A 21574-nucleotide genomic window follows, 5' to 3' on the forward strand; every position below is an offset into this window, starting at 1 on the left:
AAATGCAAATTTCAAGATCCATAATGGCAATAAATATGGTAAGCTAACAATTATTTCTGCTGGTTTGGAATAGGACATATTGCAATGGATCTCAATACAGTTTTAATTATCTTAGGTATTCTGGCCTTAATTGGTTTAGTGGCGCATGGTATTTGGTCAAATCGTCGTGAAAAATCGCAATATTTTGAGCATGCGAATAACTTTGGGCGAGCTCAACACCACCAATCGGTTAACCCCTCAGAACAAAACGAAACAGTGGTGCCAAATTTTGTCCAACCGACCACTGCCTCACCTTTGAATGTGTCGCCACAATCAGCGGTATCGCAACAGACTGTTCAGCAACAAGCTGTACAGCCAGTTGTTCCGGCAAACGAGGTATCAGCGGCTGCGCCAAGCGTATCGGTTGGACAAGCGCATTCTGTGGATCAAATTAAAATCACGTTGCCGAATGCTGATTTTAATCAATCCGCCGCCGAACCCGTGCATTATGAATATCACCCTGAACCAAAACAGCCGAAAGCTAATATGGCGGACTATACTTTAGCGGATGCCGTGGACTTTGCGGAAACCCAAGCGCAAGTGGATATGACATCACCAGAATTGCGTGTGCAGTTGCAACAGGCCAGTTCACCGATTTCTGAACCCGCATTACAACAACCGATTGATAATCCAAAAGCCAGTGAGCCAGTGGCGCAAGAGCAGCCTGCAGCGACTGATTTTATGCTATTGTATGTTGTCGCCCCCGAAAATCGTCAATTTTTAGGGCTTTCTATTGCACAATCCTTGGATAATCTCGGTTTTATTTTTGGCCAAGACAATTTATATCACCGTCACGTTGATACGGTAGCCAGTCCAGTGATTTTCAGTGTGGCGAATATTGAACAACCCGGTACATTTAATCCTTATGCCATGAATGAATTTTCCACTATCGGTCTTGCCCTATTTATGCAAGTACCGTCACAGGTTGGAAATGACAAAGCCAATTTAAAAATGATGATCCAAGCCGCAAAAAATTTAGCTGAAGAATTAAATGGTTTTGTGTTGACCGATCAACAAGCTATTTTTGATGACAAGCAAGAACAAGATTATTTAGATCGCATGTAGCGAAAATTGTCGATTGAAAACCGCACTGTTGAGCGTTCAAAGTGCGGTTTATTTTGTTAATAATTTTAGAAAAGAAAAATAAAATGACGGATATAGCCAAACAAATGAATCAGTTGCGTGAAACATTGCGTTATCACGAATATCAATATCACGTGCTTGATGAACCCAAAATTCCAGACAGCGAATATGATCGTTTATTTCATCAATTAAAAACCTTAGAACAACAATATCCCGAATTCATTACCGCCAATTCGCCGACCCAGCGTGTCGGGGCAAAACCATTATCGGGCTTTAGCCAAGTTACCCATGAAATTCCCATGTTATCCCTAGATAATGCGTTTTCCGATGAAGAATTTTATGCCTTTGTAAAACGTATTCAAGATCGTTTGGTGTTATTGCCAGAAACCCTTGAATTTTGTTGTGAACCAAAATTAGACGGTTTGGCAGTGAGTATTTTGTATGTCAATGGTATTCTTACGCAAGCGGCAACAAGGGGCGATGGTACTACGGGAGAAGATATTACTGCCAATATTCGTACCATTCGCAATATTCCCTTACAATTATTAACTGACCATCCGCCTGCTCGTTTAGAAGTGCGTGGTGAAGTATTTATGCCACAAGCGGGCTTTGAAAAATTAAATGAATTAGCCTTAGCCAAAGGGGAGAAAACCTTTGCTAATCCACGTAATGCTGCTGCTGGCTCGTTGCGTCAACTCGATCCGAAAATTACTAGCCAACGTCCATTAATGCTGAACGCTTATAGTATTGGGATTGCCGAAGGGGTGGATTTGCCCGAAACCCATTATGGACGTTTGCAATGGCTGAAATTTATCGGTATTCCAGTGAATGCGGAGATTCAGCTTTGTGATGGGGTAGAAAATGTGTTGAATTTCTACCGCACTATTCAACAAAAACGTCCAACTTTAGGCTATGACATTGATGGCACAGTGTTAAAAATTAACGATATTGCGTTACAGCAGGAACTTGGCTTTATTTCTAAAGCACCACGTTGGGCGATTGCGTATAAATTTCCTGCACAGGAAGAAATGACGATACTAAAAGATGTGGAATTTCAGGTAGGACGAACGGGGGCAATTACGCCTGTGGCAAAATTACAACCTGTTTTCGTGGCTGGCGTAACGGTGAGTAATGCGACCTTGCATAATGGCGATGAAATTGCACGTCTTGATATTGCCATTGGTGATACCGTGATTATTCGCCGTGCAGGTGATGTGATTCCACAGATTATTGGTGTGGTACATGATCGCCGTCCAGCCAATGCAGAATCGATTATTTTTCCAACCGAATGCCCCGTGTGTGGTTCGCAAGTGGTGCGAATTGATGGCGAGGCAGTTGCTCGTTGTACTGGTGGCTTATTTTGTGATGCACAACGTAAGGAATCTTTGAAACATTTTGTTTCTCGCAAAGCCATGGATATTGACGGCGTGGGAGCAAAACTGATTGAGCAGTTAGTGGATCGAGAGTTTATTCATACGCCAGCAGATTTATTTAAATTGGATCTTTTCACCTTAATGCGATTAGAACGTATGGGACAAAAATCCGCTCAAAATGCACTGGATAGCCTAGAAAAAGCCAAGTCAACAACTTTAGCACGCTTTATTTTTGCCCTAGGTATTCGGGACGTGGGCGAAGCCACCGCATTGAATTTAGCCAAATATTTCAAAAATCTCACCGCACTTCAACAAGCAGATTTAGAACAATTACAAGCCGTACCAGATGTGGGCATCGTTGTGGCAAATCGGATTTATGTGTTCTGGCGTGAACAACATAACTTGGACGTAGTGAATGATTTAATCGCACAAGGTGTCCATTGGGACGATGTGGAAGAAAAAGACATTGGTGAAAATCCGTTAAACGGTAAAACCGTGGTATTAACGGGAACCTTAACTCAAATGGGACGCAATGATGCCAAAGCGTTATTGCAATCTTTTGGGGCGAAAGTGAGTGGCAGTGTGTCAGCAAAAACCGATATTGTGATTGCAGGCGATTCAGCAGGATCAAAACTAACCAAAGCCCAAGAATTGGGTGTTCAAATTTGGGACGAACAGCGGTTTTTGGATTTTGTGAAACAGTATCAATAGCGTAGGAATAATATCATGGGATTATTTGAGGCAATTTTAATTATTTTAGGCTTAATTATGCTCAGTGCGGTGATTTCTTCAGCAGAAATTTCCCTAGCAGGCGCCAGAAAAATTAAGCTACAAGTTTTAGCCAATGATGGTGACATCAGGGCCACACAAGTCTTGCAGTTACAAGAAAAGCCGGGGCGTTTTATTACTGTGGTGCAAATCGGCTTAAATATGGTGGCCATTTTAGGCGGTATGATTGGGGAAAGTGCGCTAAATCCGTATTTTGTCAAGCTGTTAAGTCAGTATACACAAGCAGAATGGGTAGAAAGTGTGGCATCTTGGACGGCGTTTGCGTTGGTGACGTTTTCCTTTATTTTGCTAGCGGATTTGATCCCTAAGCGTCTTGCTATGACCTATCCTGAACAAATCGCCATGCGAACCGTGGGCGTTATGCGGTTTTGCATTTTTATTTTTAAGCCCTTAGTGATGATTTTTGACACGTTGGCAAATGGGGTGTTTCGCTTTTTACGTGTGTCTACGGTGCGTGAAGATAATATGACGTCGGAAGATATTGTGGCTCTCGTGGAGGCCGGTGCTGAGTCGGGAGCATTGAAAGCACAAGAGCAGTATTTGATTGAAAATATTTTTGATATGCAATCAAGAACGGTGACATCCACAATGACGACCCGTGAAAATATTGTGTTTTTAGACCGCAGTTTTAATCAGCAAGAAGTGCTAGATACCTTGGCTAAAAATTCCCATTCAAAATTACTGATTTGTGATGCGGGATTAGATAAAATTCTAGGCTATGTGGAGTCGCATACCTTGCTCACTTTGTATTTAACTGACAACAAAGTGGCGCTGACGGATTCTAAGTTATTACGTAAAGCCTTGTTTATTCCCGATACCTTATCTCTCTATGAAGTATTGGAATTATTTAAATCTACCGGTGAAGATTTTGCGGTGATTGTGAATGAATATGCGTTGGTGGTGGGGATTGTCACACTCAATGATGTGATGAGTATTGTGATGGGGGAATTGGTCTCTAACGAAGAAGAACAGATCGTACAACGTGATGAACATTCATGGCTTATTGATGGCATTACCCCATTAGAAGATGTCATGCGATATTTAGATATTCCAGCGTTTCCCTCAGATGAAAATTATGAAACCATTGGCGGATTTATGATGTATATGCTACGCAAAATCCCGAAAAAGACCGATTTTGTGTTATATGACAAATATAAATTTGAAATTATTGATACGGAAAACTTTAAAATCGATCAGTTGTTAGTGTCGTTGCGTAAGGATTTGCAAGAGAGTTCTGCTACGAATTAGCGATGAAAGGCACTGGATTAAGTGCCTTGTTTTTTTAATTTTCCAACATCAATTCTTTCAAATACTGATAAATTTCCCGATACGCTTTCGGTGGTTTATTTTGTTCTTTTTCTTTTTGAGCGGAGCGTACTAAATTACGCAAATGTTGACGATCTGCCGTTGGGTGTTCATCAAAAAATTGGGCTAATACGTCATCACCTTTTTCGACTAAATCATCACGCAAATATTCTAATTTATGCAACATGGCTTGTTGTTGATTATGTTTATTTTCAATTTTATCTAATGCTTCTTGAATGGGATCCGTGTCAGTGGCACGCAATAATTTGCCGATAAATTGCAGTTGACGGCGTTTGGCCTCTTTGACCGATTTACGAGCCAAATGAATAGCGTCTAACAAGGTTTCATCAAGCGGTACTTTGGCTAAATTCGCTGGGGTTAATTCCACTAATTTTGAGCCTAATTTTTTTAAATCTTCCGCATCACGTTTAATTTCACTTTTGCTGACCCAGATAATTTCTTCTTGCTCATCTGTCCAATCTAATTCTGGCTTTTTGCCCCGTTTTTTCATTTCCTATCCTTTCTTATTGATATTTTGCTACATTGTAGCAAATAAGCTAAAATGCGACAAATTTATAAATAATAAGGAAAAGCACAGCATGCCAGAAAAAAATACGGAAAATTCCACCGCACTTTTAAAACAGCAAGAACAAGAATTACGTGCGGCGGTGAGTTATGCGGTCGAGTTGGCTCAAAAAGCGGGGGCAACAGCGGAAGTGGCTGTGACCAAAGTCAGTGGGCTTTCGGTTTCTACTCGGTTGCAAGAAGTCGAAAACGTAGAATTTAATAATGACGGAGCTTTAGGCATTTCGGTGTACTTGGGGCAACAAAAAGGCAACGCATCCACATCGGATTTAAGCCAGCCAGCAATTAAATCCGCCGTTGATGCGGCATTAGCGATAGCCAAATATACTTCTCCCGATGATTGTGCGGGTTTAGCCGATAAAGCCTTAATGGCATTTCATGCACCTGATTTAGATTTATATCACCCCACTGATATTGATGTAGATCGGGCAGTGGAATTAGCCTTACAAGCGGAAACCGCTGCTTTGCAATATGATCAGCGGATTGTCAACAGTAATGGTGCGGCGTTTAATTCCCATACGGGAGTTCGGGTGTATGGGAATAGCCATGGTATGTTGCAAAGTCATTTATCGAGTCGTTATTCGTTGTCTTGCTCAGTATTGGGTGGTGTTGATGATTTATTAGAAAGTGATTACGAATACACAATTTCTCGTAAAGCTCATGCGTTAGCTGCACCTGAATGGGTAGGGCAAAATTCAGCGAAGAAAGCCATTGCTCGTTTACGACCGCAAAAAATTGCCACCCAAACGGCACCAGTGATTTTTCTTAATGATGTCGCAACAGGGTTAATTGGGCATTTAGCGACGGCGATTAGTGGTGGCAGTCTATATCGCAAAAACAGCTTTTTGTTAGATAAACTTGGACAAAAAGTGTTGCCTGATTGGTTTCAAATTAGCGAACGTCCGCATTTGTTAAGTGGTTTAGCTTCTACACCGTTTGATAGCGAGGGCGTGAGAACGCAAGATTTGGAGATTATTCAAGATGGTATTTTGCAAACTTATTTATTAACCAGTTACAGCGGTAAAAAATTAGCTATGCAAAGCACGGGACATGCAGGTGGTATTCATAATTGGTTGGTTAAACCAAATTCTCAAGGAAATTTAACCGCACTTTTAAACCAAATGGGAACAGGCTTGTTAGTGACTGATTTAATGGGGCAGAGTGTGAATATGGTAACGGGGGATTATTCTCGTGGTGCATCGGGCTTTTGGGTGGAAAAGGGTGAAATTCAATATCCTGTTTCAGAAATCACCATTGCGGGCAATTTAAAACGGATGTTTGAGCATTTGGTGGCGGTGGGTGATGACATTGAAACCCGTTCCAATATTCAAACTGGCTCAATTTTATTGGAAGAAATGAAAATTTCGGGAAATTAATTAAAAATGATAATAATTCTTATTGACAGAGATTATTTTATATATTAATATACACACATCTGTTAAGACATAGGTAGCTAAACAGGTAGAGTAGAAAGTAAATTCGTTAGGGTTTAAGACCGAGGTGTTATCACTTCGGTCTTTTTTTGATTTTTTTATTTTCTCTTTATACCGTTGTGATATAGTAGTTCGTAGATTTTTATATAGAGAGACCCTTATGAAAAAACATCATGTTGAAGTCCTGATTTCAGAGCAAGATGTGCTTGCTAAAATTGATCAGCTCGGTGCGGAAATCACCGCTTTTTATCAACAAAAGAACGTGGATAAATTGATTGTCGTCGGTTTATTACGTGGCTCATTTATGTTTATGGCAGACTTAGTGCGTAAAATTGACTTACCGCTTGAAGTAGAATTTATGACCACATCAAGTTATGGTATCGGCATGAGTACCAATCATGATGTAAAAATTACCCAAGATTTAAATGGTGATATCAAGGGCGAACACGTGTTAATTGTGGAAGATATTATTGATTCAGGTTACACGCTTGAAAAAGTCCGCAAAATCCTAGAACTCCGCGATCCAGCTAGTCTTGCCATTTGCACCTTATTAGATAAACCATCACGCCGTGAAGTAGAAGTGCCAGTAGAATGGGTGGGATTTGCCATTCCGAATGAGTTTGTTATCGGTTATGGTATTGACTATGCTCAACGTTATCGTAATTTAAGTTTTATTGGTAAAGTGATATTAGAAGAATAGCCAGCCAAAGTGCGGTGTATTTTTTGTTAGATTTAAATAATCATAAAAAGAAAGGAAACAAGATGAGTAAATTATTCCCAACAGCCACCTTACGTAGCAAAGCCCCTTATCGTTTTGACATTGTCGGCAGTTTTTTACGTTCTGATGAAATTAAGCAAGCTCGCCAACAATGTAGTTGTGGTGATATTTCTTGTGCGGAGTTAGCTAAAGTTGAAGATAAAGAAATTGCTAAATTAGTGGAACATCAAAAAAGCGTGGGATTACATGCAGTAACAGACGGCGAATTTCGCCGTACTTTCTGGCATTTAGATTTTTTAGCAGGTTTAGACGGTGTGGAAGAAGTTGATGCTGAAAAATTTTCGGTACAATTTAAACATGATAATGTTCGCCCGAAAACCTTAAAAATTGTGGATAAAGTCGATTTTTCTGAAAGCCACCCTTTTGTCGAACATTTCCGTTCTGTTAATCAAATTGCTAACGGTCAAGAAGTGAAATTTACCATTCCATCACCGTCAATGCTGCATTTAATCACCAATGTACGTGCTACCGATTATGTGGCAATTCCACGTTATGAAAACAACAACCAACTTTTATTAGACGATATTGCTAACGCTTATATTAAAGCGATGCAGATTTTCTACAAATTAGGTTGTCGTAATTTACAATTAGATGACACGAGCTGGGGCGAATTTTGTGCGGAAGATAAACGAGCCGCCTATAAACAGCGTGGTTTTGATTTAGACCAAATTGCCAAAGATTATGTTTATATGTTAAATAAAATTGTGGATGCTAAACCTGCTGATGATATTGCAATTACCATGCACATTTGTCGTGGCAATTTCCGTTCCACTTGGTTCTCGGCTGGTGGTTATGAACCTGTCGCAGAAACCTTGTTTGGTACTTGCCGTGTAGATGGTTTCTTCCTTGAGTATGATAGCGATCGTGCGGGAGATTTCCGTCCGTTACGTTTTATCAAAGATCAACAAGTGGTGTTAGGGTTAATTACGTCTAAAGACGGTATACTTGAAAATCGTGATGATATTATTGCTCGCATCAAAGAAGCCACTCAATATGTGGACATCAATCAACTGTGTTTAAGTCCGCAATGTGGTTTTGCATCAACGGAAGAAGGTAATATTCTGACCGAACAGCAACAATGGGCGAAGTTAGCATTTATTCGTGATATTGTGCAAGAAGTTTGGGGCGAGTAGTTAGGTAGGGAAAATATATGCTCGAAAAAATAGAACGCTTAATTGATGAAATTAATAAGGTACATTTAGCTTTTTCACAAGACTATTTTGAAACAGGGAAAATTCAAAAGGTGAATTTAAAACATACACTTGCGAAAGTGCCTGTAGAGCATATATTAGCCTATCGTTTAAATCTGCACGAAGCCATTAATGATTATTTGTATCGTGCTGATTTAACGGATATTTCCTATTTTTATCGTGTCAAAACATCGGAATCTATTTTACATAAAATTGAACGGTTTCAACAACGTAGCGAAGGCTTTCCAGTAAATAGTATTATGAATGATATTTTTGGAGCAAGAATGATTGTCAGTACGGAAGATATTACCCAAGTCATGAATAAATTAGATGAATGGAAAGAAAAATATGGATTAAAAAACTGGTACTTACGAGATAAAGATGAGTATGTGGGGATTCATATTTATTTCAAAAATTCGAGTAATTTTTATTATCCATGGGAACTGCAGATTTGGGATCGTAAAGATGCGGAACGTAATATTCAAAGCCATCGTAAATATAAACGAAATTTTGTGAATTTTTAAGGATAAATTATGCAAGTTTTACTTTCACATCAAGCCCCTGATGAAGTTTGGGGCAAAAAAGCATTTTTAACTTTTCAGCAAAATCAAGCCATTGTTCATTTTTCTGAAAATTTTGACCGCACTTTAATCCAAAAAGCCGCACGTAAATTACGTGGTCAAGGCATTAATCAAGCAGAATTAGTCGGTGAACATTGGAATGCGGATAGTTGCTGGGCGTTTTATCAAGGGTTTTATACGGCGAAACAAGATTTTGAGGTGGATTTTCCTGAGTTAGATGAAACGGAAAATGAAAAATTACTCGAATTGATTGAAACAGGCGATTTTGTGCGTGAAATCATTAATTTACCGTCTGATGTATTGACCCCAGAAGTATTGGCTAATCGTGCGGTACAATTTATTCAACAACAAGCGGAAGATTGGCAAGCGGGCGAGTTGAGCTACAAAATTATTAAAGGCAAAGATTTACATGAACAAGGCTATCATGGTATTTGGACCGTAGGTAAAGGATCCGCCAATGCGCCTGTGATGTTGCAATTAGATTTCAACCCAACGGGGGATGTTAACGCCCCCGTGTTGGCCTGTTTAGTGGGCAAAGGCATTACCTTTGACACGGGCGGTTACAGCTTAAAACCTAGTAACAGCATGGAAAGTATGAAAGCCGATATGGGCGGTGCGGCCTTATTAACAGGCGCATTGGGCTTGGCCATTGCCCAAGGATTAAACGCCCGAGTGAAACTGTATTTATGTTGCGCAGAAAACATGATCAGCAGCAATGCCTTTAAATTAAACGATATTATTCATTATCGTAATGGCGTGACAGTGGAAGTGACTAACACCGACGCCGAGGGGCGTTTAGTGTTGGCGGATGGCTTAATTGAGGCCGATTCACAGCAACCGAAATTTATCATTGACGCCGCAACGTTAACCGGTGCGGCGAAAGTGGCGGTGGGCAATGACTACCATTCTGTGCTTTCCATGGATGACCAATTAGTCGCCGATTTATTACAATCCGCCGATCAAGCGCAAGAGCCATTCTGGCGTTTGCCTTTTGCGGAATTACACCGAGGACAAATTTCCACCGCCTTTGCGGATATTGCTAACTCTGGCTCCTTGGCCGTGAGTGCGGGAGCCAGTACAGCGACGGCATTTTTATCTTACTTCGTGAAAAATTATCAACAACATTGGTTACACCTTGATTGTTCCGCTACTTATCGCAAATCACCGAGTGATCTATGGGCAGTGGGCGCAACCGGCATTGGTGTACAAACCTTGGCAAATTTACTTTTAACTAAAGCAAAACAGGGAGTGTAAAATGACAATAGAACGTACATTATCGATTATTAAACCTGACGCTGTTGAGCGTAATTTGGTTGGCAAAATTTTAACGCGTTTTGAAGAGGCGGGTTTTCAAATTTTGGCTACCAAAATGTTGCATTTAACCCAAGCACAAGCCGAGGGATTTTATGCCGAACACCAAGGCAAAGATTTTTTTGCTGGCCTTGTGGACTATATGATGTCTGGTCCCGTGGTGGTGTCGGTGTTAGAAAAGGAAAATGCTATTCAGGATTATCGCACCCTGATTGGCGCCACGGATCCCGCTAAACAAGCCGAGGGCACTATTCGGCGTGACTTTGCTCAAAGTAAAACACGCAATTCTGTCCACGGCTCTGACAGTTCCGACAGCGCTGCTCGTGAAATTGCCTATTTCTTTGTGGAAAGTGAAATCTGCCCACGATAAAAAGGACGAAAAAACACCGCATTTTGCTCAAAGTGCGGTGTCAATTCTGTTAATTTCCCTTTTCCGCATATCTCCATGACATTCATCATCTTCGCCCTAAATTTATAGAAATACAAACGATTCTGATTAAAAACAATTATTGTATATTTTATGATTTTTTTCCGTTAAAATACGCATTATATTCGGTTTTCGCTATGAAAATCAGATAGTTCTACCGCTTTTTAGGTATTTTTCAATGACAATTTTGGTTCTCGGCATTAATCACAAAACCGCAAGCGTGGGATTGCGGGAAAAAGTGGCGTTTTCGCAAGAAAAACGTCAGCTTGCCTTGCAACAAATTCAGCAATTATCATTGGCACAAAGTGCGGTGATTTTATCCACTTGTAATCGAACTGAAATTTATCTTCATAATAAACATCTTTCTCCCGTCGAAATCCAACAGATGCAAGATTTTCTTGATCAGGTGGTGGCGTGGTTTGCCCAAATTCATCAAATTGATTTAGCCGAACTCAAAACCTGTTTATATTTGCATCAAGATAAAAATGCCGTGAAACACCTGATGTCGGTGGCTTGTGGGTTGGATTCCTTAATTTTAGGTGAACCACAAATTCTCGGGCAAGTGAAACAAGCCTATCAATTAGCGGAAGAATATTATCAAGCACAATCTGATAATACGTTAACCAGTGAATTTTCTCGTTTATTCCAAAAAACCTTTGCGGTGGCAAAACGTGTTCGCAGTGAAACCAATATCGGTGAAAGTGCGGTTTCCGTGGCCTATGCCGCTTGTAGCTTGGCTCGCCAAATTTTTGAACAACTAAAAACTTTAACCGTATTGCTTGTGGGGGCTGGGGAAACCATTGAATTGGTCAGTCGTCACCTGTTACGTCATGGCGTCAAAAAAATCATTATTGCCAACCGCACATTATCTCGAGCCGAAGCATTGGTGAGCCGTTTAGATCAGGGTGAACAAATTCAAATCATGAGTTTGGCAAAACTGCAAGATGGCTTGAATCAAGCGGATATTGTGATTTCATCCACGGCCTCTGAGCAAATCTTGATTACTAAACAAATGGTCAAAATGGCTCAAAAACAACGCCGAAATGCCCCGATGTTGGTGGTGGATATTGCAGTGCCAAGAGATGTGGAAGAAAGCGTAAGCGATCTGGATAGTGTTTACCATTACAGCGTAGATGATCTGCAAAATATCATTCAACACAATATGGGCCAACGTGAAAAAGCCGCCGAACAAGCCAATCAGATTATCGAACAAGAATGTGCGGATTTCTTTGAGTGGTTGAAAGTACATCAGTTTTCTAATCTTATTCGTCATTATCGTGACACAGCGGAACAAACCAGACAAGGCTTGTTAGAAAAAGCCTTAAACGCCTTACAGCAAGGGGAAAACGCCGAATTAGTGTTGCAGGAATTGAGTTATAAATTAATGAACAAACTCATTCACTCCCCAACCCAAGCCATGTCTAGCATGGTAAAAGCAGGTGACTCCACTGGATTGCGGAGTTTTTCGCAAGCGTTGGGCGTAGCAAGCGAAGATTCCACCATCTAAATCATTTTCCACTATTGCTTTTTTGACATAATTGTTTGATAATCCTCTTGCAATCCATTTTAACCTCGTTACACTGCAAGGAGAATGTCGAATGTCGAATGTCGAATGTCGAATGTCGAATGTCGAATGTCGAATGTCGAATGTCGAATGTCGAATGTCGAATGTCGGGCTATTTCTACGCCTAGACGGTTTCTCTTTTTTCAATTATTTTTTCAATCTTTTTTCTCACACGACACAACCTGTCATCCGCTCCTTGTTAGACTGTTCTCACGTTATTAATTTCGGGGGAACAAAATGAAAAACGAAGTTTTAGCCAACCGCCTTGCTCAGATTCTGATTTTATTAAATCAAGGTAATCGCATTGATTTAAAGCAACTAGCGATAGAATTTGGCGTTTCGCTCAGAACCATTCAACGAGATATTGAACGTTTTGATTTTCTTCATTGGGAAGAAAAAGGCGGTAATTTTTACAAACTTAACCGCCAATATTACGGCATTTTAAATCAACAAGATATCGAACGTTTCGCCAGATTTGCCAGCGTAGCGGATTTGTTTCCCAAAATCGATCAAGATTTTTACCAAGAAAAACTCACCGAAAGTGTGCAAGTGAAAGGTATTGAATATGAAGATATTTCCGCTCGCCAAAAAGATTTTGATTTAATCAGAACCTCCATTGAACAACATCAATTTATTCATTTTTGCTATACAAAGTGCGGTGAAAAATCAGGCAGTTTTCGCCAAATCGCCCCTTATGCTTTGACCAATAAAAACGGCATTTGGTATGTAATCGGCACAGAAAACGATAAACAAAAAACCTTTTGTTTCAATCAGACATCAATGCTTAAAATGCTTAATGAAACCTTTACCCCAAATCAAACCTTGATTGGGCAAATTAAAAATAACGACAGCCTATCCCATGGCAATCAATTAGCGGAAGTCACGATTCAAGTTTCCACCTTTGCCACTCCGTATTTTTTAAGACGCAATTTGTTACCGAACCAGAAAATCATTCACCAAACCAAAGACAAAGAGCTGATTATTTCCTGTGAAAACGTCAACGAATGGGACATTATTCCTGTGGTGCAATATTGGATTCCGCATTTAAGCATTATTAGCCCACAAGGCTTACAAGAAAAAATCTTTGCCAATTTGCAACGTTATATGGATAAACCGAATGGAGAGAAAAAATGAGCAAACCAGTTACCCAAATTGATTATAAAGACGGTTTTGCACAATACCCAACCTTAATTGACCAACGAGCCAGTTTTGAAGTTTGCTTTGTGGAACTGAGCGATATGTTGCCCCTTTGTGCCGAGTTAGAAAGCCTGATTGAAAATCGAGGCTTGACCTGTCGAGTTTATACGCAAAATCGTATTGCATCAGCATTGACAGGATTGGTGAAAACCAAGTTAGGTATTTTATCAATGGCGACCATCGCTGTTCATAATCTGTTTACTTATGATCCTGATTATGAAATTGGGCGAGATTTGGCGAATGGGCGAGTGAGAGTGGAATTTAAGAAATAACATTTATGCAGATTTTTTAATAAACAAAGAAGGAAAAACTTATGTCTACAGATACACAATATTTAGATAATTCATTTAATTCTCAAACTGGAGAGTTAGAACTCAATAAAGTGAGAGAAAAATTGAATTCAGAACGACCTAACGTCAATATTATTTTATTTGGTCAATCTGGAGTAGGGAAAAGTGCGTTAATAAATGCAGTTTTTGGTTCTAATGTAGTAAGAACAGGAAAGGGAGAACCGATTACACAGCATTTAGAAAAAATAGTACTTAAGGAAAAGGGAATTTCTTTATGGGATACAAAGGGAATTGAAGCAGAGGATTATGAAGGAACGATTAACCAACTTAAAAATGATCTTGAAAAAGAATTTAATAAGCAAAATACAAATGAGATGCCACATGTTGCTTGGTTATGTATTAAAGAAAGCTCCGATAGAATAGAGGCAAGAGAGAAGAATTTGTTAAAAATAGCTAAGGAACTTGGGATTCCTACGGTTGTTGTATTTACTAATAAACAATGGGAAAAAGGAGATGAATTTGTTGAAATTGCTAAAACTATTTTGGAAGAAACAAGCCCTAACTTTATTAAAAATAGATATATCAGAGTAAATTCAGTAGAAGAATCTTTTTGCGGAATAATTCTTCCTAAAGAGGGATTAAAAGAGCTGTTATCGGTTACTGAAACTTGTTTACAAGAAGGTTTGGCAAATGCAGGTGAAAAGGGTAAAAAATATATTCAACAATTTAGGAAAGCTCAAATAGCAGATCGCCAAAAGCGTTTAGAAGCTATGATTGAGGGAGCAAAAAATAAAATACATATTGCTTCGGTTTCCGCTGGTGTTGCTGGAGCGAGTCCGATTCCTTGTTCAGATGCCCCTATTATTGCGGGTATTCAAAGTACTATGATTTATGCAATTAATTCTGAATTTGAATTGGAAATGGGGACTTCCACTGCAACGTCATTGATCGCAGGGGTTCTAGGTACAACTGCATTAGCTCAATTGGGAAAAAGTGCAGTTTCTAATATTCTTAAATTTATTCCTGTCGTTGGAACTGCTGTTGGAGCAACGATTTCAGCTGCTACCGCAGTTGCTATTACAGAGGCTGTTGGATTCGCTTATATTAGTGTATTAGAACATTATTATAATTTGGAAACCGGTAATGTTGAATTGCCAGCAGGAACGGCTGACATATTAAATTTATTTAAATCTTATTTTGATTATAAAAAATAATCATTTTTTAAATGCTAGCATCTAATGGGAGATGCTAGCTTTAAATTGTTTGTATCTCACCATGGTTATAATATTAAATTAAAGAGTTACTAAAGGAACAAAAAATGAGCATAATCGTTAAAACCAAAGAAGAATTAGAAAAAGCAATGGACAATAAAGAACAAAATATTGTTGTTCAAGGTGAGTTAGCTGAAAAATTATATAAAACGAGAAAAATTGCTAAATTAAGTGGTTGGGCACTAGTGGCTATTGCTGCCGCTGTTGCAGCTACACCACTTACTGGTGGACTTTCTGCAGCTAGCTTAACGGCTGTTGCTGGATTTACATCTATCACATCTGCTGCTACTTTAACAGGTTTAGAAATTGGGGTAATTGTTATGGCTGCGACTATCGGGTTGTCTATAATTTTAGCATTGTATAAGAATTATGATGTAAAAATAAAAAGAACAGAGGTTGATGGAACAGTGACAGAATTAGAATTTGCTCGGAAATAGCAGACAATAGGTTAACTTATTGATACGGAATACACAATGTTATAAGGATGGTTATTATGCCAATGCCCCCCAAAGTTTATTTTTATCAAAAATGTTCCAAATGTGATTTCAAAACACCGCTGATTACTAGTGATGTCAGATTGCCTGTCGGTGCAGGAAACACTTGCCCTAACTGCGGGGCAAGGCTGGTTGATGTTGAATGTCCAGAGCTTGACCCACGTTATGGACCGCAATGGAAAATTTTGAAATTTGTGAAAAATTTATTGAAATAGCGTGAGTAATATTTAATTTATATAAGGTAACTTTATATGATAATCACCGAACTCGAAACCCATTACAAATCCATCCGTGATAATTTTAACGAAAACTTCCGCTTGCGTATTCACCGTTCCATTAGTTGGCTAAAAAGAGCAGAAATAGAAGAAAATGAAGATATGAAATTTGTTTCTTTATGGATTGCTTTTAATGCGGCTTATGCGAAAGAATTGAGTGTATTGGGAGGAGATAGAATTAGTTTTGAGCGTTTTTTAAAGAGCCTTTGTTCTTTAGATAAGGCTGGGAAGATAGAGCATATTGTTTGGTATGATTCAAGACAAGCTATTGGGAAATTGCTAGATAACAAATTCTTATTGAAAGCATTTTGGGATTTCCATAATGGCAAAATTTCAGAAATTAAGTATAACAATGCAAGAGCTAAGAGTATTCAAAATTTCCGTTTGGTATTAGAGGATAGAAATACAGCAGGTATTTTATTATTTTTATTTGATCGTTTATATGTTATGCGTAATCAAATTATCCATGGCGGCTCAACCTATGGTAGTTCAACCAATCGTGATCAAGTACGAGATAGTTGCCGAATTTTAACCGCACTTTTGCCAGAAATGTTGCAGATTATGATGAATAACCATAACGAAGTGGATTGGGGCAAGCCGTTTTATCCTGTGGTGAAAGAATAGGGACAATTTTATACAAAAATTGCGGTGCGACACAAGCTGTCGTTTATAGTTCTTTATAATAAGACAATAATTTATTATGAGTTAGGGGTTAAATACTTTTCTGAAAAAGACAACCGTGCATTTGAATGGTTGGAAAAATCAGCAGAAAATGGCGATCCTAATTCGGCTATGATTATGGGTTTATATCTTGAAATAGCATACCCTGAACGTGATTTAGATATTATTCATTGGTTTAATTTGGCATTAAAAAATGGTTTAAAAGGGGAGCAGAAAAAAATAGTAAAAGAAAAACTTGCTACATTATCTAAATCGTAGAAATGTTGTTAGAAGAACATTCATCTTATATCTATGTACATTTTAAGGATCAAAACTGCGGTGAAATTTCTTAAAAAATAGCATATCTTGCCATATCTCCCTTACTGGTATATACTCAAGACATATACAATCCATTTTAGGAGAAATAAAATGCAAACCGCTAGTATTTTCAAAAATAATCGTAATCAAGCCGTACGCCTTCCACAGGCGGTGGCTTTTCCTGATTATATCAAACAGGTGGAAGTGATTAGCGTGGGCAATACTCGTATTCTTGTGCCAGTGGGGGAGCGCTGGCAGGCGTGGGCGAATAGACAATCACAATTAACCGAAGATTGTTTTTCCAATCGTGATCAGCCCGAAGCTCAAGAAAGAGAAGGGTTTTAATAATGTTGAAATATATGCTAGATACCAATATTTGCATTTACGCCATTAAACAAAATCCGATTCACGTGGTGCAAAAGTTAGCCCAATATGAAGATCAAGTTTGTATCAGTTCGGTGACTTTAATGGAGCTTTATTATGGGGCGGATAAATCCAGTAATCCCGTCAAAAATCGCTTTGAAATTGATTATTTCGTTGGCAATCTTGTGGTACTTGATTATGACGCTAAAGCCAGTAGCCATACAGGCAATATTCGAGCCGATCTCGCCCATAAAGGCACGCCAATTGGTGCTTATGACAGTATGATTGCAGGACACGCTCGCAGTCAAGGTTTGGTTTGTGTGACCAATAACACCAAAGAATTTGAGCGAGTAGATGGGTTAATGTTGGAGAATTGGTGGTCTGCAAATTAGTGGGATAAGGATCTAAAATTTTAGTCTTTTTGCTTTACAAATATTTCTATTACTGATAGAATCTACATTAGAGTTATTTGGAAGAATAAACTCTACTTTTTAGTTACAAGAAAAAGACTGGTATCTTATTGATAGATATCAGTCTTTCTATTTCAGACACATTTAAATTCCCTTGATGATACCAATCTAACAACGAGCCTATCCCATATTTTGTGTAAACACCAATTTTACTTAAAGATGATCATTTAAGCGATCACCAAATTCTGATAATCCGACCATCTTGGCGAACTTTCACTACGATACAATCCAAATAAACAATGGAATACACCGTGTTAAGAGGTTCATTTTGCCACTCAATAATGCGTTCTTTGACTGAATCAGTCACCCGAGAAATTAGGCTAGGTAAAACATCAGCATCATAAAATTCTTTAAAAGAATCAACAATCTCTTGATTACCTAACCCTTTGGTATATAAGGTAATAATTTGCTCATCCATACCTGTTATGCGAGTCTGATTTTTCTTATAACCGAGATGGTCGGTCAATTCAGCATTTAAAGTAGTTTCCACGGTAATTTTTTTCAGCACGCGAGAAAGCTGATTGAGATCTTCTGGCGTTTTGAGGTTTTTGGCGAGTTCGTTAGCCAATAATTTAATTTGTTGTCCATTCATAATGAAAATACCTGTTTTTGGTTATTATCTGAGAAACAGGTATTTACACAAATTTTGTTATAGGTTCTTAGGTACCTTGAATGTATGAATCTTTTCATCAAGAACTGGTAATTCCCCTTTTTCAATGGCGACCATTTGTTCGGCACTTTGCAGTAATCAGTTGAATAGATGTTGTTCCATCACTATTCCTGATTTAGTTTGTCATTCATTCTGTTTTCTTATTGTCGTTGTATCTTGTACAAATTTCAAGGTGATTTAAGGATAATGTGAAACACAAAGAATAACAACGGTGATGATCCAGATTTGGAATCAAGATCATAAAAAAATCTCCACACGACACAACCTGTCATTAACCTTAAGATATGATAGTAAACATAAATTAATCTACATTGGAGAATACATTATGTTTTTACACCATATCACAAAACAAATTGAAAAAGAGCTTTTTATGGATTTAGCGGTTATTGTCGCTATGTCAAGTGGGAAATCACCATTGAATATAGATAATAGGAAAATTACTCACCTTGATTTTATTGATAAGGAAGTATATGAGTGTCTTTTAGAATATGAAAAATCTTTAAATATTTCATATCTTAAGTTTTTAACTGATCCTAAAAGTAAATTGCACATCATTCTTAAGAATACTATCAATATGATTATTGAAGAATATTCAAATAATAGAGAAGTAAAAAATGAATTAGTCTCGGATATTTTATCTGGGGATATAGATATTTTTTCAATTAATTCTGAACTGATTAAATCCAGAATGATATTACTGCCAAAAATAATATCTTTGATTGTTTATGAAATGTTATCAGAAATTTTGGATATAAGGTTATCTGCAATTAATAATTTAACTACGAAACAAAAGAAGACTATATTTTTTGAATTATGTAGAATCACATTACATACTGATAGACCAAGTGTTCAAAGCATAAAGGTATTAAACCGTATTTCTAATGTATTTAGATTTGATGTATCTTTTTTTGAAAAGGTAAAACAATTGCTTGATAAAGATTATAGTGATTTTTTAATTTTTTTAACATTAATTAATGAATAAGGGGTAATTATGTTATTTTCATATTTTGTTAAATCTGTTGTAGGTGTTCTGACTTTATTAGGATTATTTCATGGTATAAAATCAATTAGAAATTACGATAAGTATGATATATTCAGTAATAAAAATTCTGATGAAAAATGCTCTCCCCATTCACAAGATATTGATAAGGAGGAAACGATTGAACTAGATAAATCTGAAGCTATTTTCCGGGTTGCATTAACTGAATTGGGGCGTTATAAGATTAGTATTATTGAAAATGATATTAATAAGTTTATTAATATATTTAGAAAGATAGATAATGTTGATTTCGATAAAAATAAGATTATAGATGATTTTACAATGATGTCATACCCAAAAAATGTAAATGTATCAAACTTAGTATTGGGAGGAGACTATCTTACAGATATGCAAGAAGATATAATCATCAATATTACGGATATTTTACAATATATTAATGAAGTTATATTAAAAATTAGACCCTTGGTACGTCATTATATACATATGTTAGAATATGTAATTGATAAGAATGGAGTGGATTTTAGTATTTATGATGAAGAAGAAAAAGTTATTCTGATAAGAACAATAAGGCTAATAAAAGCATTAAAATCAATTGTAAATATCCCCATTTTAGATAATGATGGCAATTTACTACCTGATGTTAAAACAACTATTTCATCCTTCAAAAGGGTGGTTGATGAATGAAAGAACAAGAATAATTTGATTAAGTAAAAAATAATTACCAAATTTTAACCGCACTTTTGCTGCAAAAAAGTGCGGTGAATTTAAACCGTAAAATAGCATTTCTTGCTATATTACTCTTGCTGGTATATACTAAAGGTATATACACCTAGTTTTAGGGGGAAATATATGCAAACCGCTAGTATTTTCAAAAATAATCGTAGTCAAGCCGTACGCCTTCCACAGGCGGTGGCTTTTCCTGATTATATCAAACAGGTGGAAGTCATTAGCGTGGGCAATACTCGTATTCTTGTGCCAGTGGGAGAACGTTGGCAAGCGTGGGTCAATAGACAATCACAATTAACCGAAGATTGTTTTTCCAATCGTGATCAGCCCGAAGCTCAAGAAAGAGAAGGGTTTGGTTTGTGTGACCAATAACACCAAAGAATTTGAGCGAGTAGATGGATTAATGCTAGAAAATTGGTGGTCATAACACCCTTGTTTAAGGGCGTTTTACGCTATATTAGGATAACGCCATTTTCGGAGAAATGGAGAGATTTAACCCAAGAGCGGTAATAATTTTTAAAATAGTATCAAAACGTGGTTTTTCACTTGAGAGAGTTTTGTATAGGCTTTCTCAGCCGATGCCTGATTTTTCGGCAATCTCGGACATTCCTTTGGTTCGAGCGACGGTATTTAGGGTGTGGATAAATTCTTCTGCTGAGCCATCTTCTAAAGCAATGGCAAGATAAGCTGCCATCATTTCTTCATTTTTGAGATAACGTGCGGCATTAAATTCTCGGGTTTTAATGGTCATTTTTTAGTTCCTGTTTGATTTGTTGACAAAGTTGCTTGGCTTTAACTATGTCGTTGTTTTGTGTGGGTTCCGATAATGGCTAGGGCTATTGTATTGTTTCGGATACAGTGAGGCGAGCAATATAATTTATCACTCATTTTTCCTTATGGTATTTATCATTTTTAAGATGATTTTAAGAATAATAGGAAATAAAAATGGTGACAAAAGTAATTTTCTAAATTTGGAATCAAGATCACAAAAATAACCTTAAAAAAATTTGCTTTCCTTTTGGTTACGGATTAGACTGATAAACAGATTTACGAGAAGGGGAAAATATGGAACTGGCACTTAATCCGAATAAGTTTATCTCTACTGAGAATGAAATTTCAGAAGAAGATCAAGTGTTTACTAATCAAGAAAAAATCTGGGCTGCATTGGCAACCGCACAATTTTATGCAGATTTTGAAAAGGGTGTTGCAGTGCAGATGACATCAAGAAAGAATAAGCAAAATGTTTAAACCTTATTCGGTCTATTTTGCCAATGTGTATATAGCAAATTTTATTGATGTGTATTTGGATGATATTCAACATGAATTTTTGCTATTTCAGCTTTCACAAAATTATAATTTACGTCCCTATTGGGGAACAACAA

General features: G+C 37.7%; 25 protein-coding genes and 2 pseudogenes. 24 read left to right on the top strand and 3 right to left on the bottom strand.

What is annotated here, in order from left to right:
* Positions 1 to 84 precede the first annotated feature (84 nt).
* The 3 genes from zipA (at position 85) to ACTG7L_RS01400 (ending at position 4532) form a co-directional block, all read left to right on the top strand.
* Positions 85 to 1104 carry a cell division protein ZipA gene (gene zipA, locus ACTG7L_RS01390; RefSeq protein ID WP_439287191.1) on the top strand — a complete coding sequence of 340 codons (1020 nt, stop codon included), beginning with the start codon at positions 85 to 87 and terminating at the stop codon, positions 1102 to 1104.
* An 83-nt stretch (positions 1105 to 1187) separates the two neighbouring features.
* A complete protein-coding gene (gene ligA / locus ACTG7L_RS01395) occupies positions 1188 to 3206 on the top strand; it encodes an NAD-dependent DNA ligase LigA (protein WP_439241180.1) in 2019 nt (672 codons plus the stop codon).
* Positions 3207 to 3221: 15 nt separating this feature from the next.
* Positions 3222 to 4532 (top strand): hemolysin family protein, encoded by a 1311-nt coding sequence (locus ACTG7L_RS01400; protein ID WP_439241178.1) that lies wholly within the window; start codon positions 3222 to 3224, stop codon positions 4530 to 4532.
* A 34-nt stretch (positions 4533 to 4566) separates the two neighbouring features.
* Here the strand turns inward: ACTG7L_RS01400 and yjgA are convergent, their stop codons facing one another.
* Positions 4567 to 5100 (bottom strand): ribosome biogenesis factor YjgA, encoded by a 534-nt coding sequence (gene yjgA, locus ACTG7L_RS01405; protein WP_439287192.1) that lies wholly within the window; start codon positions 5098 to 5100, stop codon positions 4567 to 4569.
* 88 nt (positions 5101 to 5188) lie between these two features.
* On the opposite strand from yjgA, the gene pmbA reads away from it, so the two are divergent.
* From pmbA to vapC, 17 genes are all read left to right on the top strand, one after another.
* Positions 5189 to 6550, top strand: a complete 1362-nt coding sequence (pmbA, locus tag ACTG7L_RS01410) for a metalloprotease PmbA (protein WP_439287193.1) — start codon at positions 5189 to 5191, stop codon at positions 6548 to 6550.
* A 217-nt stretch (positions 6551 to 6767) separates the two neighbouring features.
* Entirely contained in the window at positions 6768 to 7307 is a 540-nt protein-coding gene (gene hpt, locus ACTG7L_RS01415; protein WP_439287194.1) for a hypoxanthine phosphoribosyltransferase, read from the top strand.
* 62 nt (positions 7308 to 7369) lie between these two features.
* The gene (locus ACTG7L_RS01420; RefSeq protein ID WP_439287195.1) at positions 7370 to 8518 is read left to right on the top strand and encodes a 5-methyltetrahydropteroyltriglutamate--homocysteine S-methyltransferase; all 1149 of its coding nucleotides are present in this window, start codon (positions 7370 to 7372) and stop codon (positions 8516 to 8518) included.
* Between the two features lie 17 nt (positions 8519 to 8535).
* Entirely contained in the window at positions 8536 to 9099 is a 564-nt protein-coding gene (locus ACTG7L_RS01425) for a GTP pyrophosphokinase (protein WP_386687037.1), read from the top strand.
* Between the two features lie 9 nt (positions 9100 to 9108).
* Positions 9109 to 10410, top strand: a complete 1302-nt coding sequence (gene pepB, locus ACTG7L_RS01430; RefSeq protein ID WP_439287196.1) for an aminopeptidase PepB — start codon at positions 9109 to 9111, stop codon at positions 10408 to 10410.
* Between the two features lies 1 nt (position 10411).
* Positions 10412 to 10837, top strand: coding sequence for a nucleoside-diphosphate kinase (ndk, locus tag ACTG7L_RS01435; protein WP_439241168.1), 426 nt, complete (start codon positions 10412 to 10414; stop codon positions 10835 to 10837).
* Positions 10838 to 11072: 235 nt separating this feature from the next.
* On the top strand, positions 11073 to 12401 hold the full coding sequence (hemA, locus tag ACTG7L_RS01440) for a glutamyl-tRNA reductase (protein ID WP_439287197.1): 1329 nt from the start codon (positions 11073 to 11075) through the stop codon (positions 12399 to 12401).
* Between the two features lie 91 nt (positions 12402 to 12492).
* On the top strand, positions 12493 to 12699 hold the full coding sequence (locus ACTG7L_RS01445) for a hypothetical protein (RefSeq protein ID WP_439287198.1): 207 nt from the start codon (positions 12493 to 12495) through the stop codon (positions 12697 to 12699).
* On the top strand, positions 12696 to 13592 hold the full coding sequence (locus ACTG7L_RS01450) for a helix-turn-helix transcriptional regulator (RefSeq protein WP_439287199.1): 897 nt from the start codon (positions 12696 to 12698) through the stop codon (positions 13590 to 13592). The genes ACTG7L_RS01445 and ACTG7L_RS01450 overlap by 4 nt, the downstream gene beginning before the upstream one ends.
* Positions 13589 to 13927 (top strand): hypothetical protein, encoded by a 339-nt coding sequence (locus ACTG7L_RS01455; RefSeq protein WP_439287200.1) that lies wholly within the window; start codon positions 13589 to 13591, stop codon positions 13925 to 13927. Before ACTG7L_RS01450 ends, ACTG7L_RS01455 begins: the two co-directional genes overlap by 4 nt.
* 41 nt (positions 13928 to 13968) lie before the next feature.
* Positions 13969 to 15159 carry a GTPase gene (locus tag ACTG7L_RS01460; protein ID WP_439287201.1) on the top strand — a complete coding sequence of 397 codons (1191 nt, stop codon included), beginning with the start codon at positions 13969 to 13971 and terminating at the stop codon, positions 15157 to 15159.
* Between the two features lie 104 nt (positions 15160 to 15263).
* Positions 15264 to 15653, top strand: a complete 390-nt coding sequence (locus tag ACTG7L_RS01465; protein ID WP_439287202.1) for a hypothetical protein — start codon at positions 15264 to 15266, stop codon at positions 15651 to 15653.
* Positions 15654 to 15709: 56 nt separating this feature from the next.
* Entirely contained in the window at positions 15710 to 15925 is a 216-nt protein-coding gene (locus ACTG7L_RS01470) for a hypothetical protein (protein WP_439287203.1), read from the top strand.
* A 36-nt stretch (positions 15926 to 15961) separates the two neighbouring features.
* Positions 15962 to 16609, top strand: a complete 648-nt coding sequence (locus ACTG7L_RS01475) for a hypothetical protein (RefSeq protein ID WP_439287204.1) — start codon at positions 15962 to 15964, stop codon at positions 16607 to 16609.
* Positions 16610 to 16633: 24 nt separating this feature from the next.
* Positions 16634 to 16924, top strand: a complete 291-nt coding sequence (locus ACTG7L_RS01480; RefSeq protein ID WP_439287205.1) for a hypothetical protein — start codon at positions 16634 to 16636, stop codon at positions 16922 to 16924.
* Positions 16925 to 17074: 150 nt separating this feature from the next.
* The gene (gene vapB / locus ACTG7L_RS01485) at positions 17075 to 17308 is read left to right on the top strand and encodes a type II toxin-antitoxin system VapB family antitoxin (protein ID WP_439241154.1); all 234 of its coding nucleotides are present in this window, start codon (positions 17075 to 17077) and stop codon (positions 17306 to 17308) included.
* A gap of 2 nt (positions 17309 to 17310) precedes the next feature.
* Positions 17311 to 17718: a type II toxin-antitoxin system tRNA(fMet)-specific endonuclease VapC gene (gene vapC / locus ACTG7L_RS01490; RefSeq protein ID WP_439287206.1), complete on the top strand. Its 408-nt coding sequence runs from the start codon at positions 17311 to 17313 to the stop codon at positions 17716 to 17718.
* A gap of 265 nt (positions 17719 to 17983) precedes the next feature.
* On the opposite strand, the pseudogene ACTG7L_RS01495 reads toward vapC, so the two are convergent.
* Positions 17984 to 18388, bottom strand: a pseudogene (locus ACTG7L_RS01495) (transposase); the annotation flags it as partial.
* A gap of 403 nt (positions 18389 to 18791) precedes the next feature.
* Between ACTG7L_RS01495 and ACTG7L_RS01500 the strand changes: the two are divergent.
* The 3 genes from ACTG7L_RS01500 to vapB (ACTG7L_RS01510) all read left to right on the top strand — a co-directional run bounded on the left by ACTG7L_RS01500 (position 18792) and on the right by vapB (ACTG7L_RS01510) (position 20564).
* The gene (locus ACTG7L_RS01500) at positions 18792 to 19448 is read left to right on the top strand and encodes a hypothetical protein (RefSeq protein WP_439287207.1); all 657 of its coding nucleotides are present in this window, start codon (positions 18792 to 18794) and stop codon (positions 19446 to 19448) included.
* A gap of 9 nt (positions 19449 to 19457) precedes the next feature.
* On the top strand, positions 19458 to 20150 hold the full coding sequence (locus ACTG7L_RS01505; protein ID WP_439287208.1) for a hypothetical protein: 693 nt from the start codon (positions 19458 to 19460) through the stop codon (positions 20148 to 20150).
* A 165-nt stretch (positions 20151 to 20315) separates the two neighbouring features.
* Positions 20316 to 20564 carry a type II toxin-antitoxin system VapB family antitoxin gene (vapB, locus tag ACTG7L_RS01510; RefSeq protein WP_439287209.1) on the top strand — a complete coding sequence of 83 codons (249 nt, stop codon included), beginning with the start codon at positions 20316 to 20318 and terminating at the stop codon, positions 20562 to 20564.
* Positions 20565 to 20649: 85 nt separating this feature from the next.
* Here vapB (ACTG7L_RS01510) and ACTG7L_RS01515 read toward each other — a convergent pair.
* Positions 20650 to 20943: pseudogene (locus tag ACTG7L_RS01515) on the bottom strand (addiction module antidote protein).
* Between the two features lie 314 nt (positions 20944 to 21257).
* Between ACTG7L_RS01515 and ACTG7L_RS01520 the strand changes: the two are divergent.
* On the top strand, positions 21258 to 21440 hold the full coding sequence (locus ACTG7L_RS01520) for a hypothetical protein (protein ID WP_439241150.1): 183 nt from the start codon (positions 21258 to 21260) through the stop codon (positions 21438 to 21440).
* Positions 21441 to 21574 lie beyond the last annotated feature (134 nt).

This window comes from Lonepinella sp. BR2357 (assembly GCF_051851525.1).
Classification (GTDB): Bacteria; Pseudomonadota; Gammaproteobacteria; order Enterobacterales; family Pasteurellaceae; genus Lonepinella.